The organism is Frateuria terrea, assembly GCF_900115705.1.
Taxonomy (GTDB): domain Bacteria; phylum Pseudomonadota; class Gammaproteobacteria; order Xanthomonadales; family Rhodanobacteraceae; genus Frateuria_A; species Frateuria_A terrea.
Window position 1 is genome coordinate 40,589 of sequence record NZ_FOXL01000005.1, and the last position, 12,616, is coordinate 53,204.

Annotated in this window: 13 protein-coding genes, 1 tRNA gene and 1 other RNA gene; 4 read left to right on the forward strand and 11 right to left on the reverse strand. The window is 69.4% G+C overall.

The window, feature by feature from the left end; genetic code table 11:
• Window position 1 precedes the first annotated feature (1 nt).
• Genes BMZ38_RS09260 through BMZ38_RS09270 form a run of 3 tightly spaced genes read left to right on the forward strand, consistent with a single transcriptional unit; the run spans window position 2 to window position 3,557 of the window.
• Entirely contained in the window at window positions 2–955 is a 954-nt protein-coding gene (locus BMZ38_RS09260; RefSeq protein ID WP_091336652.1) for a DUF58 domain-containing protein, read from the forward strand.
• A complete protein-coding gene (locus tag BMZ38_RS09265) occupies window positions 952–2,919 on the forward strand; it encodes a transglutaminase TgpA family protein (RefSeq protein ID WP_091336654.1) in 1,968 nt (655 codons plus the stop codon). Before BMZ38_RS09260 ends, BMZ38_RS09265 begins: the two co-directional genes overlap by 4 nt.
• Window positions 2,920–2,966: 47 nt before the next feature.
• Window positions 2,967–3,557: a Slp family lipoprotein gene (locus BMZ38_RS09270; protein WP_091336656.1), complete on the forward strand. Its 591-nt coding sequence runs from the start codon at window positions 2,967–2,969 to the stop codon at window positions 3,555–3,557.
• An 86-nt stretch (window positions 3,558–3,643) separates the two neighbouring features.
• Here the strand turns inward: BMZ38_RS09270 and BMZ38_RS09275 are convergent, their stop codons facing one another.
• The 9 genes from BMZ38_RS09275 to BMZ38_RS09315 form a co-directional block, all read right to left on the reverse strand.
• The gene (locus BMZ38_RS09275; protein ID WP_091336657.1) at window positions 3,644–3,988 is read right to left on the reverse strand and encodes a histidine triad nucleotide-binding protein; all 345 of its coding nucleotides are present in this window, start codon (window positions 3,986–3,988) and stop codon (window positions 3,644–3,646) included.
• A 127-nt stretch (window positions 3,989–4,115) separates the two neighbouring features.
• The gene (locus BMZ38_RS18130; RefSeq protein WP_342707665.1) at window positions 4,116–4,493 is read right to left on the reverse strand and encodes a GNAT family N-acetyltransferase; all 378 of its coding nucleotides are present in this window, start codon (window positions 4,491–4,493) and stop codon (window positions 4,116–4,118) included.
• Window positions 4,408–5,007 carry a recombination mediator RecR gene (gene recR, locus BMZ38_RS09285; protein WP_091336658.1) on the reverse strand — a complete coding sequence of 200 codons (600 nt, stop codon included), beginning with the start codon at window positions 5,005–5,007 and terminating at the stop codon, window positions 4,408–4,410. Before recR ends, BMZ38_RS18130 begins: the two co-directional genes overlap by 86 nt.
• A gap of 139 nt (window positions 5,008–5,146) precedes the next feature.
• The gene (locus BMZ38_RS09290) at window positions 5,147–5,470 is read right to left on the reverse strand and encodes a YbaB/EbfC family nucleoid-associated protein (RefSeq protein WP_091336660.1); all 324 of its coding nucleotides are present in this window, start codon (window positions 5,468–5,470) and stop codon (window positions 5,147–5,149) included.
• Window positions 5,471–5,483: 13 nt separating this feature from the next.
• Window positions 5,484–7,139 carry a DNA polymerase III subunit gamma/tau gene (gene dnaX / locus BMZ38_RS09295; protein WP_091336662.1) on the reverse strand — a complete coding sequence of 552 codons (1,656 nt, stop codon included), beginning with the start codon at window positions 7,137–7,139 and terminating at the stop codon, window positions 5,484–5,486.
• A gap of 86 nt (window positions 7,140–7,225) precedes the next feature.
• Window positions 7,226–7,322, reverse strand: an RNA gene (gene ffs, locus BMZ38_RS09300) — signal recognition particle sRNA small type.
• A 39-nt stretch (window positions 7,323–7,361) separates the two neighbouring features.
• Window positions 7,362–7,454 (reverse strand) — tRNA-Ser (locus BMZ38_RS09305).
• A gap of 124 nt (window positions 7,455–7,578) precedes the next feature.
• On the reverse strand, window positions 7,579–8,337 hold the full coding sequence (locus BMZ38_RS09310; protein WP_091336664.1) for an MBL fold metallo-hydrolase: 759 nt from the start codon (window positions 8,335–8,337) through the stop codon (window positions 7,579–7,581).
• A complete protein-coding gene (locus BMZ38_RS09315; protein WP_091336666.1) occupies window positions 8,334–9,062 on the reverse strand; it encodes a 3-deoxy-D-manno-octulosonic acid kinase in 729 nt (242 codons plus the stop codon). Before BMZ38_RS09315 ends, BMZ38_RS09310 begins: the two co-directional genes overlap by 4 nt.
• A gap of 21 nt (window positions 9,063–9,083) precedes the next feature.
• Here BMZ38_RS09315 and BMZ38_RS09320 point away from each other — a divergent pair, with 21 nt between their 5' ends.
• Entirely contained in the window at window positions 9,084–10,154 is a 1,071-nt protein-coding gene (locus BMZ38_RS09320) for a glycosyltransferase family 9 protein (RefSeq protein ID WP_425431896.1), read from the forward strand.
• A gap of 31 nt (window positions 10,155–10,185) precedes the next feature.
• Here the strand turns inward: BMZ38_RS09320 and BMZ38_RS09325 are convergent, their stop codons facing one another.
• Window positions 10,186–10,590, reverse strand: coding sequence for a DUF6165 family protein (locus tag BMZ38_RS09325; RefSeq protein WP_091336668.1), 405 nt, complete (start codon window positions 10,588–10,590; stop codon window positions 10,186–10,188).
• A 15-nt stretch (window positions 10,591–10,605) separates the two neighbouring features.
• Entirely contained in the window at window positions 10,606–12,558 is a 1,953-nt protein-coding gene (locus tag BMZ38_RS09330) for an HAL/PAL/TAL family ammonia-lyase (RefSeq protein WP_091336669.1), read from the reverse strand.
• Window positions 12,559–12,616: the final 58 nt, after the last annotated feature.

Here is a 12,616-nt window from a genome sequence, read left to right on the forward strand (position 1 = left end):
CGTGCGCGACGCGCTGCGCCGCCTGCAGCAGTTGGCCGAGCGCCGGCTGCCCGCACTGACCCGCTTCCGTCGCCCGGAGCCGATGCCGATCGAGCTGCATCGACGGCGTATCTACATCGTGCCGACCGGTTTCGGCATCGGCTTCTCCGTGCTGCTGCTGGTGATGCTGGTCGGTTCGCTGAACTATTCCAACAACGCCGCCCTGTTGCTCACCTGCATACTGGGCGCGGCGGGCGCGTCCAGCATGCTGATCGCCTTCCGCGCGCTGGACGGACTGGCCCTGGCCAGCGTGCGCGCAGGCCAGGCGATCGCCGGCGAGTCCCTGGCGCTGACGCTGGAGTTCGAGTCGGCCCGACCGCGCAGCGCGATCCGCGTCGACCTGGGAACTGCCTGCCAGGCCTTTGCCGTCGATGCCTCGGGCAAGGCCGACGTCACCCTGCCGCTCGCCACCACCACGCGTGGCTGGCAACCCCTGCCGCGCCTTCGCGTGTGGACGACCTGGCCGCTCGGGCTGTTCCGTGCGTGGAGCTGGATGCATCCGGCGCAATCGGTGCTGGTCTGGCCACGCCCCGAAGGCGGTGGCCCGCCGCCGCGCCTGCCGGCCGACGAGGGCCTGCGCCCGCGCCTGCACCGCGGCGAGGACCTGGCCGCCCTGCGTGACTACCGCAGCGGCGACCCACGCAAGCACATCGCCTGGAAAGCCAGCGCGCGGCTGGGTCAACTGCTCAGCAAGGACTTCGAGCAACCCGAATCGCGCCCCGAGTGGCGCCTGGACTGGCGCGAACTGGAAGGCATGGACAACGAGGCACGTATCGCCCGCCTCGCCCGCTGGCTGGGCGAGGCCCATGTCCAGGGCCGCCGTCACAGCCTGTGGCTGCCAGGCCAGCCGATCGAGGTCGGCAGCGGGCCGGGGCATTACGCACGCTGCATGAGCGCATTGGCGTCGTTGCCATGATCGCCATCCTGCAGCGCCATGCCGACGAGCCCAGGCTGGATACGCGCGCGTTCGACCTGCTCTGCCTGACCATGGCCTGCGTGCTCGGCGTACACGCATCGCACCTGCCCTGGTGGCTTGGCGTCGCGCTGGCGCTGGTACTCATGGTGCGCTGGTGGCAACGCCGCAGGCATGGCGCGCGCTCGCCACTGCTGCTCAAGCTGCCGCTGCTGGCCTTGTTGGGAACCGCCGTGGTCGTCACCTACGGCACCATCTTCGGCCAGGCACCGGGTTCCGCGCTGGCCGTCGGCCTGCTGGTGCTGAAGCTGCTGGAGAGCGAGACGTCGCGCGACGCGAAGGTCGGCGTCAGCTTCGCCTGCTTCGGCTTGATGGCGGCGCTGCTGTTCGACCAGGGGCTGCTCGCCACCTTGGTGGTGGCACTGGGCTTGCTGCCGGCCCTGGCCACCCTGCGTGCACTGGAGCCGGCACAGGCGCCGTCGAACCTGCCGCAGGCGCTGGTGCCCGGCCTGGCCCTGCTCGCTGCCGCGGTGCCGCTCGCCCTGCTCGCCTTCGCGCTGGTGCCGCGGCTGAGCTCGCCGCTGTGGGGCGCAGCCAACCGCAACGAAGCGCGCACCGGCCTGAGCGACAGCATGTCGCCCGGCAACTTCACCGAGCTGCTGACCGACGACCGGCCAGCCATGCGGGTGAGCTTCGATGGCGCGCCCCCGCCTCCCCGACAACGCTACTTCCGTGCGTACGTCATGGGGGCGTTCGATGGGTTCACCTGGCACTACGCGGAGGTCGCCAGCCCCGCCCCGGTGGCGGTCGAGGCCTCGCAGGCCATCCACTACCAGATCACTCTGGAACCCAGCCACCGGTACGTGCTGCTTTCGCTGGACGTGCCGCTCGACGTCCCGCCAGGCGCGCACATGCGACGCGATCGGGTGATCATGGCCGACAAGCCGGTGGACGAGCTGACCAGCTACTCGCTGAGCTCGGCCCTCCGCTACCGGTTGCAGCCAAGCCTGGACATGCGTCACCAGCGCTGGCTGCAGCTTCCATCCGGCTTCAACCCGCGCGCGTTGGCGCAAGGGCAGACCTGGCGCCAGCACTACCGCGACGACAGGGAGGCCATCGTCCGCGCGGCTTTGGCGCTCTTCCATGACGGCGGTTTCCGCTACACGCTCGCGCCCGCGCCGCTGGGACGCGACAGCGTGGATGACTTCCTGTTCGGCACCCGCGAGGGCTTCTGCGAGCACTACGCATCGGCCTTCACGGTACTGATGCGTGCGGCCGGGATCCCGGCACGCGTGGTCACCGGCTACCAGGGCGGCTTCTGGAATCGCATGGGCAACTACCTGCTGGTGCGCCAATCCGATGCACACGCCTGGAGCGAGGTGTGGCTCGACGGACTCGGCTGGGTCCGGGTCGACCCCACCGCCGCGGTCCGGCCCGAACGGGTGAGCCTGGGCGCCACCGCAGCAGCCGGCGACCAGCTCGACTGGATGCAAAGCGGTTGGCTGGAAGGGCTGCGAAACCGCTGGGACGTGGTCAACCACTGGTGGACCGAGGGCGTTATTGGATTCGATGCGCTGCGGCAGCGAGGCCTGCTTACGCCCTTCGGCATTAGCGACACCGGCACGGCGATGCTGGGCATGCTGCTGGCGCTCGGCACCGCGCTGTTCGTGGCCATCGGCGTGGGCTGGGCGTTGTGGCGGCGTGAACGGCCAGAACCGCTGCGCCAGGCGCTGCGCCGGCTGGAAGCCAAACTCGCGCGCGCCGGCATCACGCGGCGTCGCAGCGAGGGGCCGCAACATTACCTGCGCCGCGCTGCAAGGGCCCTGCCCTCCCAGCGCGGCGAACTGGAGCGACTGATGGACCGCTACCTCGAACTGCGCTATGCCCACGACGAGCCGGTGCCTGAACTGCTGCGTGAATTCCAGCGGGCGGTACGGGAATTTCGACCGCGCCGCGTGGTCAAATGAACGTCAACGCGGTCGCCCGGCGACCGCTGTCTTCCGGGAGAACCACCATGTCCTTTCCTTACCGTCCCCTGGCCCTGGCCACCGCGTTCGGCCTGCTGGCCGCCTGTGCAACGGTGCCCCAGCCGCTGCAGGGTACCTACTCCAACGTGAGCACGGCGGGCGCCCAGCAGGGTGGCGCCGGCGGCGCGAAGGTGCGCTGGGGCGGCGAAATCATCCAGACCGAGCCCGGTCCGCAACAGACCTGCTTCTACCTGCTGTCCCGTCCACTGGACAAGCAGGCGCGGCCCGAGTCGGGCACCAGCGGCGCCACCGAAGGCCGCTTCGTCGCCTGCCATGACGGCTTCTATGATCCGGAGGTCTTCACCCGCGGACGCGAGCTGACCGTCACAGGCACCCTGCACGGCACCGTGACCAAGAAAGTGGGCGAATACGACTACGCCTACCCGCGCGTGGAAGCGGACGTGGTCTACCTGTGGCCGAAGCGTCCAGTGACCGTGAGCTACCCGCCCGGCTACTACGACCCATTCTGGGGTCCGGGCTGGGGCCCGTACTGGGGCCCGTGGGGGGATCCGTTCTGGAACCGCCCGCGCGTGATCATCGTGCGGCCGGCGCCCGCACCAGCGCCGGGCCACAAGTAAGCCACCGAACGCAAAACGCCGGCCCCGCGCCGGCGTTTTTGCATTCGCCCCTCTTGACGCCTCCGGCGCTCGGACTTTCGGTGGCGTCAGCCCGGCGGCCAGGTGAACCGGCGTCCGGCCAGCAGGTGCACGTGCAGGTGGAAGACCGTCTGCCCGCCATGCTCGTTGCAATTGATCACGGTGCGGTAGCCCTGTTCGGCCAGTCCTTCCTGCTTGGCGTAGCCGGCAGCGGCGATCAGCAACTTCCCCAGCAGCTCGGCATCGTCCGGCTGCGCGTCGTTCAGCGTCGGCAGCGGCTTCTTCGGAACGAACAGGACATGCACCGGCGCCTGCGGGTTCAGATCCCGGAAACCGAGCACGTCGTCGTTCTCATAGACGATGTCGGCGGGAATTTCGCGCCGGATGATCTTGCCGAATATGGTGTCGCCCATGCCTGACTCCTGTAACGGGTTCACAGGCGCAGCAGCATACCCTGCGAACGCGGCGCGCTCGGTTGGAAGCCGAACTGGCCGTACAGCCCGCCGGCTTCGCCACCGGCAGCAGGGCAACGGCCACAGCCTAGGGCGCACGATGGCGCGCATCGTCCATCAGTGCAGCCACGATGGGGCGGCCGAGCCCTCGCCGCTGCCAGTCCGGCCGCACGGCGATGTCAACCACCTGCAGCAACGACGCGCCATCACCGACATGCGGCCCGGCTCGTCGCCGGCGCGCAGGCTGGCGGCGCACCAGCTGGCCGGCAGTCCGGCCGTTGCAGCCGCCTCGTCCATCGCACTGAGGCCGGCCGCACACCGCAGCGCGCAGTACTCCTCCGGCGCGGGTGCCGCATAGGCCCGCTGCGGCTCGACCGCGCTCATTCAAGCGCCTGGCGGCTACCGAAGGCGTGCGCGAGCGTGCCGCGGTCGACGTATTCGAGTTCGCCTCCCAGCGGCACGCCATGGGCCAGGCGTGTCGGCTTCACGCCACCGGCCCGGGCCAGCTGTGCGAGGTAGTGCGCGGTGGCCTCGCCCTCGACCGTCGGGTTGGTGGCGATGATCATTTCCTCGATCTCACCCTCGCCCAGCCGCGCACTCAACTGCGCCAGGCCCAGCTCCTCCGGACCCAGCCCGTCCAGCGGCGAGAGGCGCCCGAGCAGCACGAAGTACTGCCCGCGGTAGCCGGTGGCCTGCTCGATGGCGGCCAGGTCCGTCGGCGACTCGACCACGCACAGCACCTGGCGGTCCCGGCTGGCGTTGGCGCACAGCGCACACACCGGCTCCTCGCTGAAGTTGCGGCAGCGCGTGCAGTTGCCGATCCGCTCCATTGCCTCGCGCAGCACGCCGGCCAGCTTCAGGCCGCGCGTGCGTTCGCGCTCGAGCAGGTGGAAGGCCATCCGCTGCGCACTCTTGCCGCCCACGCCAGGCAGGCAGCGCAGTGCTTCGATGAGGTCGGCGAGGAGAGGCGAGCCGGGCATGGGCGGGACCTGAAAGCTGCCTTGGCGTCGTTCCCGCGAACGCGGGAACCCATGGTCGCTCCGGCAGCGAGGGGCAAATGGACTTCCGCTTCGGCGGAAGGGCGGCGTTCGACAGTCGGGTTACACCTTCTGCGGAACGTCAGAACGGCATCTTGAAGCCGGGCGGCAGATTCATGCCCGCGGTCACGCCACCAAGCTTGTTGCGGCTGGCTTCGGCCACCTTGTTGACCGCATCGTTGACGGCCGCGGCAACCAGATCCTCGGCCATCTCCGGGTCGTCCGCGAACAGCTTGCGGTCGATCTGCACGCGGCGCACCTCGTGCGCGCCGGTCATCAGCACGGTGACCAGGCCGCCACCGGCGCTGCCGGTGACCTCCATCCGCGCGATTTCCTCCTGCGCACGCTTCATGTCTTCCTGCATGCGCTGGGCCTGCTGCATCAGCTGACCGATCTGGCCTCTCATGGCATGTCTCCGTTCAACTTTCGATGGGTTTGATCGACTGCGGCACCACGCGGGCACCGAACTCGCGCTTGAGCGACTGCACCAGCGGGTCCTCCTCGATCGACTGCTCGGCCGCGCTCTGCGCACTCTCGCGGGCCGAGGCCGCGCGGGCGGCCGGCGTTTCGCTGGCGCCCTGGCTGTCGGCGACGAAGCGCAGCTTGACGCGTTCGCCCAGCGTGTCGCTGATGCGGTCGGCCATCTGGCCGACCATCGGCTCGACGGCCAGGTGCATGTGCGCCGGCTGCAACGCCAGCACCAGCGTGTTGCCGTCGCGCTCGCGCAGCGCGGCGTTCTGCGCCAGCTGGCCGAGCGGGCCGCGCAGGCCGGCCTGCTCGATCAGCGCGTCCCAGCGCGGCAGGCCACGGGCATCCTTGGCCACCGATGTAGCGGCGGTAGCGGCTGCGACGAGTGCGGGTGTCGGTTGTGCACGCGGCGCGGGCGGTGCATGCGCCTCTGCGGGCGCGCCGCGCGGGGCGGCTGCCGCCGGTCGGGATGCCACTGCGGGGCGGGGCGCGCGTTCGGCTGGCACGGGCTCGCCCGCTTCGCCGGGACGGAACGCCAGCATCCGCAGCAACGCCATCTCGAAGCCGGTGCGCGCGTCCGGCGCCAGTGCGAGGTCGCGGCGCCCGGTGGTGGCGATCTGGTAGTAGAGCTGCACGTCTTCCGGCTGCATGCGCCCGGCCAACGCAGCAAGGGTCTCTTCCCCTTCGCTGTCGCCTTCGCCGCGATAGCCGGGCACCAGCTGCATCAGCTGGATGCGGTGCAAAGTGGCAGCCAGGTCGTCGAGCACGTTGCCGAAGTCGGGCGAATACGAGGCGATGCGCTCGCACTCGGCCATCAGCCTCGCGCCGTCACCGTCGGCCAGCGCTTCGAGCACCCCCAGTACCTGTCCGCGCGCCACGCTGCCGAGCATGGCGCGCACGTCGTCGGCCTTGAGCGCGCCGCCGCCGTAGGCGATCGCCTGGTCCAGCAGCGACAGGCCGTCGCGCAGCGAGCCGTCGGCGCCGCGCGCCAGCTCGCCGATGGCGGTATCCTCGTAGGCGATCTGCTCGGCGTCGAGGATATGGCGCATCTGGCCGGATATCTGCTCGGGCAGCAGGCGCTTGAGGTTGAACTTCAGGCACCGTGAAAGCACGGTTACCGGCAGCTTCTGCGGGTCGGTGGTCGCCAGCAGGAACTTCACGTGCGGCGGCGGCTCCTCCAGCGTCTTCAGCAGCGCGTTGAAGGCCGGCTTGGAGAGCATGTGCACCTCGTCGACCAGGTACACCTTGAAGCGACCGCGGGCGGGTGCGTACTGCGCGTTCTCGATCACCTCGCGCACATCGTCCACACCCGTGTTGCTGGCCGCGTCGATTTCCAGGAGATCCACGAAGCGGCCCGCATCCACCGCGGTGCACACCGCGCACTCGCCGCACGGGTCGGCCGACTCGCCCCGCTCGCAGTTGAGCGACTTGGCGAAGATGCGCGCGATGGTGGTCTTGCCCACGCCGCGGGTACCGGTGAACAGGTAGGCGTGGTGCATGCGCCCGGTGTCCAGCGCATTGGTCAGCGCGCGCACCACATGTTCCTGCCCGACCAGCTCGACGAACTTGCGCGGGCGCCACTTGCGGGCGAGAACCTGATAGGACATGGGCTATACCTGAGGGCGAAACCCGATTGTGCCAAGTCGACGCCGGCAAGTCAGCCAAAGGCGTCGGAGCCCCGAAATGGCGGCGGCCCCGCCAGCCACACCCCGGCACCCGAATCATCCACTACCGTTGCTTCCTTCCGGACCTGGCGGGGTTTGCGGACTATCGTCGCGGGGGGACCGACGGGGCCACCATGGACATGGGCACTGAGCCCTAGATGAAACTGGCGGAGAGGGCGGGATTCGAACCCGCGATACGGGGATAAGCCGTATACACACTTTCCAGGCGTGCTCCTTCAACCACTCGGACACCTCTCCGCATCTTCCCTGCCGGCCCCGGGGGCCGGCAAAGAAGCGGAAGGATAGCGTCAGGCTTGAATGGAGACAAGCCAACTTGCGCGATCTCCGATCCTGGGACAACCAGCAGGAGGAGCCGTGCCGGCTAGCCGGCGTCCTGCCGCGGCGATGGCGGCGTCGGCAGTGGAATGGCCTCGCCAGCCCGCGCAATGGCGTAGCCGCGCGCGCGCAGCTGCTCGCCGTCGGCGGCGCTGCCGTAGTGGTACAGCACCAGCTGATGGCGCAGGCCCCCGTCGTACTCGCGCTCCAGGTCATCAACGCCGCTGTGCGAGGGATTTCCGACCAGCCCGCAGTCGTGCAGCACGCGTTCGCCGGCCGCGGCATACTGCGCCAGCATTTCCGGCACCGGTCGGGTATCGCCGGTAAAGACGAAGCTGCCATGCAGGGCCAGGCCGAACGAGGTGCCCGGCCGGTGGTGCCGCGTGGCGAACACGTCGAACCACCAGCCATCGAGCCAGAAGCCGCGGCTGCAGGGAACCAGCCGGAACGCCTCCCAGAAGTTCACGCCACCCTCGGCCAGCACGCCGGGGTAGTCGGCCACGCGCGTCTGCAGCCACGGCACCAGGGCGGCATGGGCAAACACGCGGACGCCGCCGCGCCGTGCCGGGTCGAACCACACTCGGGTGAACAACCGCTCCATGCCGCCGACGTGGTCCAGATGCGTGTGGGTGAGGTAGATCGCGCGCGGCAGTTCGCCGTAGAGGGCCTGGTAACGGTCCAACGTGTCCGGGCCGCAATCGATCAGCAGCATCGGCTTGCCAGCGCACTCGAGCACGGCGGCCGACGAGCCCAGTTCCACCGCGTGCGCGGCGCCGACACCGAGGAACCGCAGCGACCAGTTCATGCGCCCATCGTCCGTTCGTAGCCATAGACCAGCGGTCCCCAGATGGCCGCCTGGAAATCGGGGATCCGTTCGGGGGCGCCGAGCTTGACCAGCGAGCGGCGCAGCCGCGCCAGGTTCGCCAGCCGCCACGCCTCCGCGGGTTTGCGCAGCGCGCCGCGGTCGAAGTCGATCAGGTACAGCGCCTGCGGCGTGACCAGCACATTGTGCGCGTTGAGGTCGGCGTGCCAGATCCCCTCGCGATGGAAGCGTGCGACCAGCGCCCCGGTCTCGCGCGCCAGGTCCGCATCCAGCCGGTGGTCGGCCAGGCATTGCGCCAGCGTGCGCGCATCGTCGATCCGGCGGGTGATGAGGTCGGCGGTGTAGGACAGGCCGTGCCGGCGGTAGCGCGCCGCCAGCGGCGCCGGCGCCGGCAGTTCCAGTGAGGCGATGTGCGCCAGCAGGCGGAACTCGGCAAAGCTGCGCGTATGCGCAGCGCCGGTCCACAGGTAGCTGTCGCGGTTGAACCGCGCGATCAGGCCGCCGCGATGGTAATGGCGCAGCACGCAGGCGCCAGCCAGGGTGTCGATCACCGCCACGCCGCCACGCCCGCCGCCCTGCGTCTGCAAGGCACCGCGACCGCGCCAGTATCCCGGATCGAACCAGTCGGCGCCGACCGCAGGCGCCCGCGAGGCATCGAACAACACCGTACCGCCCGCTTCCTCGCGGATCTGCTCCTGCATCATCATGTGCGGTCGAAGGAGACGTTCATGCCGGTCGATTCTAGCCCAAGCCCCCTGCCTGCTCCCGCCTCGCTCTGCCTGCTGCGCACCTCGGCGATCGGCGACGTCACCCACGTGGTGCCGCTGGTGCGCACGCTGCAGCGGGCCTGGCCGCAGACGGCGCTGACCTGGGTGGTGGGCAAGCTCGAGCGCAAGCTGGTCGGCGATATCGAGGGGGTGGAATTCGTCACCTTCGACAAGGGCGCCGGCTGGGCGGGCATGCGCGCCGTGTGGAACGCACTGCGCGGGCACCGCTTCGACGCGCTGCTGCAGATGCAGGTGGCGCTGCGCTCCAACCTGCTGAGCCTGGGCGTCCGCGCGCACCGACGCGTCGGTTACGACCACGCGCGTTCGAAGGACCTGCACGGGCTGGTCATCAATGAGCGCATTCCCGCGCGCAGCGGCGAGCACGTGCTGGACGCGCTTGGCAGCTTCTGCGAACCGCTGGGCCTGAAGCAGACGCAGGTGCGCTGGGACATCCCCGTACCCGAGGAGGCGCATGCCTGGGCACAACAGCAGCTGCCAGGCGACACACCCACCCTGCTGGTCAGCCCGACCTCCAGCCATGCCCTGCGCAACTGGCAGCCGGAGCGCTACGCGGCGGCGATCGACCACGCGCTGTCGCGCGGCTGGCGCGTGGCGTTGGTCGGCGGTCCTTCTCCCGGCGAGCGGGCGATGGCCGACGCGGTGCTGGCTGCCGGCAAGCGCCGGCCGCTCGACCTCACGGGCAAGGACACGCTCAAGCGGATGCTCGCCATGTGCGCTCGCGCACAGCTGCTGCTGACGCCGGATTCCGGGCCGATGCACATGGCCAATGCGATGGGCACCAAGGTCCTGGGACTGCACGCGGCGAGCAATCCGAACCGTTCCGGGCCGTACTCGGACCGCAGCTGGTGCGTCGACAAGTACGACGAAGCCGCGCGGCGGTTTCTCGGCAAGCCGGCGAGCGAGCTGGCGTGGGGGACGAAGATCGAGCGGCCGGGCGTGATGGGCCTCATCGGCGTCGACGACGTGCTCGAACGGTTCGAGGCGTTTGCCTCGTCGCGTGGGCTTGGCTGATCTTGCCCCTGTCCCGCCGGTGAAGGCGGCCTTACGCTGCCGGCGACCGGTAATCCTGATAGGACTTTTCCTCGACCAGCTGCGAACCCAGCTTGAGGTTGATCTCGCGCTTGACCGCCGCGCGCTCGTCGTTGCGAAAATAGACCGAACGCGCCAGCTCGACGAACTCGTCATCGAAGGCCTGCGCCTTCTCCTTCAGCCGGATGCGGTCCTCGATCTCCCACAGCGCTTCGTTGACGGTGAGCAGGCGGGCGCGTTCATCGCCGATGTCGGTCTGGGACGCCGCGTCGTTCGCCCAGGTCGCGTTGAGCAAATCGAGCTCGTTGCGCACGTTGGCGAGCTTGGCCGGATCGGCGATCTGGCGCGCCTTGATCTCCAGAATGGTGATCTTGTCGATCAGCTCGCCGTAGGAAACGGGGACTTGGATGAGGCTCATGGAAACTCCGGCAAATCAGGGATAGTCGACGACCTCGGCGACCAGCCACGGATGCGAGGCGGCGGCGAAGGCGCGTTGTTGCTGCAGGGCGCAGGCGGCGCGGATGTCGCCATCCATCGCCCGGTCCCTGTGCATGAAGGCGATGCGCTCGCGCAGCAGGGCGTGGGCGGTCTCGACCGCGGTGCCGGGGTGAAAGTCCTCGCTGGCGGCCAACGCGGCCATCAGCTGCTGCACTTCCTGCTTGAACTGGGCATGGCTGGGATGATCCTCGCGCGGTGCGTTGCCGACCTTGGCCGCCAGTGCGCGCCAGTCCCCGCGTGCGGCGAGGCGGCGTGCGGCGTTGAGCATTTCGCGGCGGTAGTCGAGCGCCTGCGCGGCGGTGTAGAGCTCCAGCGCCAGCACGTGGCCCAGGTCCTCCATCATCTCCAGCACGTGGCGCGCCTCGTTGGCGCCCATCGAGACATGGTCCTCGGCATTGGCGCTGGTCGGGATCGAATAGACGCTGGCCGGATGCGCGCGCGTGGCGAGGTCGTTGACCAGCGCCGCGGCGGTATACTGCACGATCATGAAACCCGAGTCGGTGCCATCCTCGTTGCCGGTGAGGAAGGCCGGCAGGCCGTCGTTGGTGGCCGGGTCGACCAGCTTGTTGAGTCGGCGTTCGGAGATCGAGGCCAGCACCGGGATCGCCGCTTTGACGTAGCTCATTGCCAGCGCCAGCGGCATGCCGTGGAAGTGGCCGGCCGAGATCACCTGCTCCTCGATGAACTGCGCGCCCTCGGCGTCCGGGAAGATCAGCGGGTTGTCGGTTACCGAGTTGAGCTCGATGTCGATCACGCGGCAGGCCTGCGCCCATGCGTCGCGCACCGCACCGTGCACCTGCGGCATGCAGCGCAGGCAGTAGGCGTCCTGCGGCTGGTGCTTCTTGCCCCCCTTGAAAGGCAGGAAGCGGTCGTAGAACGCCTCGCGGCCGTGGCGCTGGTTGGCCGGCACCCAGTCCCAGCCGATGTCGAAAGACAGCGCCTGGTCTTCGGGCAACGCCCAGGCCTCGGCCGACCAGGGCTTGAAGCGAGGTACCAGGTGGTAGGGAATATCCATCAGCGTGGAACCGGCCAGCAGCTGGCGCACGTGCGTCGCCGCTTCGACCTGGCCCGGATGCGGGCGCAGCGCGTGCACTTCGGAACGCAACGCACCGCTACGGCCGGCGAAGGCATCCAGCGACATCGACGCGGCGAGGTCGGCCACGCCAAGCAGGTATTCCAGCTCGTCCAGCGCAAGCGCCGCCGTGGCCAGCATCTGCGCCGTCCCGTTGTTGAGTGCCAGGCCTTCCTTGAACGACAACCCGATCGGCTCCAGTCCCGCGCGCTCGAGTGCCTCGGCGCCGCTGACGCGCTCGCCTTCGAAGAACGCCTCGCCACCACCCAGCAGCACGATCGCCAGGTGCGAGAGCGGTGCCAGGTCGCCGCTGGCGCCGACCGAGCCCTTCTCCGGCACCACCGGCACCACGCCGCGGTTGAGCATCGCGGTGAGTGCTTCGAGGGTCGACACGCGGATGCCCGAGTGGCCGCGCATGAGCGTGTTGATGCGGATCACCAGCATCGCCCGCACCACCTCCGGCGCGAACGGTTTGCCCACGCAGACCGCGTGCGTGACGATCAGGTTGTGCTGCAGCTCCTCCATGAGGCTCGCGCCGCTTTTCCCGGGATAGCGCGGATCGCTCCCGCCGATCACCAGTTCGTCGCGCAGGCGGTGGCCGCCGAGCAGCTTGTCCGCGTTGCTGCCGAATCCGGTCGTCACGCCGTAGGTGGGCTCGCCGCAGCTGACCTTTTCCGCCAGGAAGTCGGCGGCGTGCCGCACGCGTTCGAGCTGCTTCACGTCCAGTTGCACGTGCGCGCCACCACGCGCCACGGCGACGAGCTTGGCACGGGTGAGGCTGTTGCCGTCGAGCACGATCGGGTTCTGCTTGTTCACGCTTGCCTCTTTGCTTGGTATGCGGCGCCTTTCGCGCCAGAGCGCGCCAGCGCGGATA

Bases quoted from the DNA above. Each gene is read 5' to 3' on its own strand.
- BMZ38_RS09325 (WP_091336668.1), bottom strand. From the start codon at position 10,590: ATGAGCCTCATCCAAGTCCCCGTTTCCTACGGCGAGCTGATCGACAAG.
- BMZ38_RS09265 (WP_091336654.1), top strand. From the start codon at position 952: ATGATCGCCATCCTGCAGCGCCATGCCGACGAGCCCAGGCTGGATACG.
- BMZ38_RS09270 (WP_091336656.1), top strand. From the start codon at position 2,967: ATGTCCTTTCCTTACCGTCCCCTGGCCCTGGCCACCGCGTTCGGCCTG.
- recR (WP_091336658.1), bottom strand. From the start codon at position 5,007: ATGCCCGGCTCGCCTCTCCTCGCCGACCTCATCGAAGCACTGCGCTGC.
- dnaX (WP_091336662.1), bottom strand. From the start codon at position 7,139: ATGTCCTATCAGGTTCTCGCCCGCAAGTGGCGCCCGCGCAAGTTCGTC.
- BMZ38_RS09320 (WP_425431896.1), top strand. From the start codon at position 9,084: ATGCCGGTCGATTCTAGCCCAAGCCCCCTGCCTGCTCCCGCCTCGCTC.
- BMZ38_RS09275 (WP_091336657.1), bottom strand. From the start codon at position 3,988: ATGGGCGACACCATATTCGGCAAGATCATCCGGCGCGAAATTCCCGCC.
- BMZ38_RS09290 (WP_091336660.1), bottom strand. From the start codon at position 5,470: ATGAGAGGCCAGATCGGTCAGCTGATGCAGCAGGCCCAGCGCATGCAG.
- BMZ38_RS09310 (WP_091336664.1), bottom strand. From the start codon at position 8,337: ATGAACTGGTCGCTGCGGTTCCTCGGTGTCGGCGCCGCGCACGCGGTG.
- BMZ38_RS18130 (WP_342707665.1), bottom strand. From the start codon at position 4,493: ATGGCGTGCCGCTGGGAGGCGAACTCGAATACGTCGACCGCGGCACGC.
- BMZ38_RS09315 (WP_091336666.1), bottom strand. From the start codon at position 9,062: ATGATGATGCAGGAGCAGATCCGCGAGGAAGCGGGCGGTACGGTGTTG.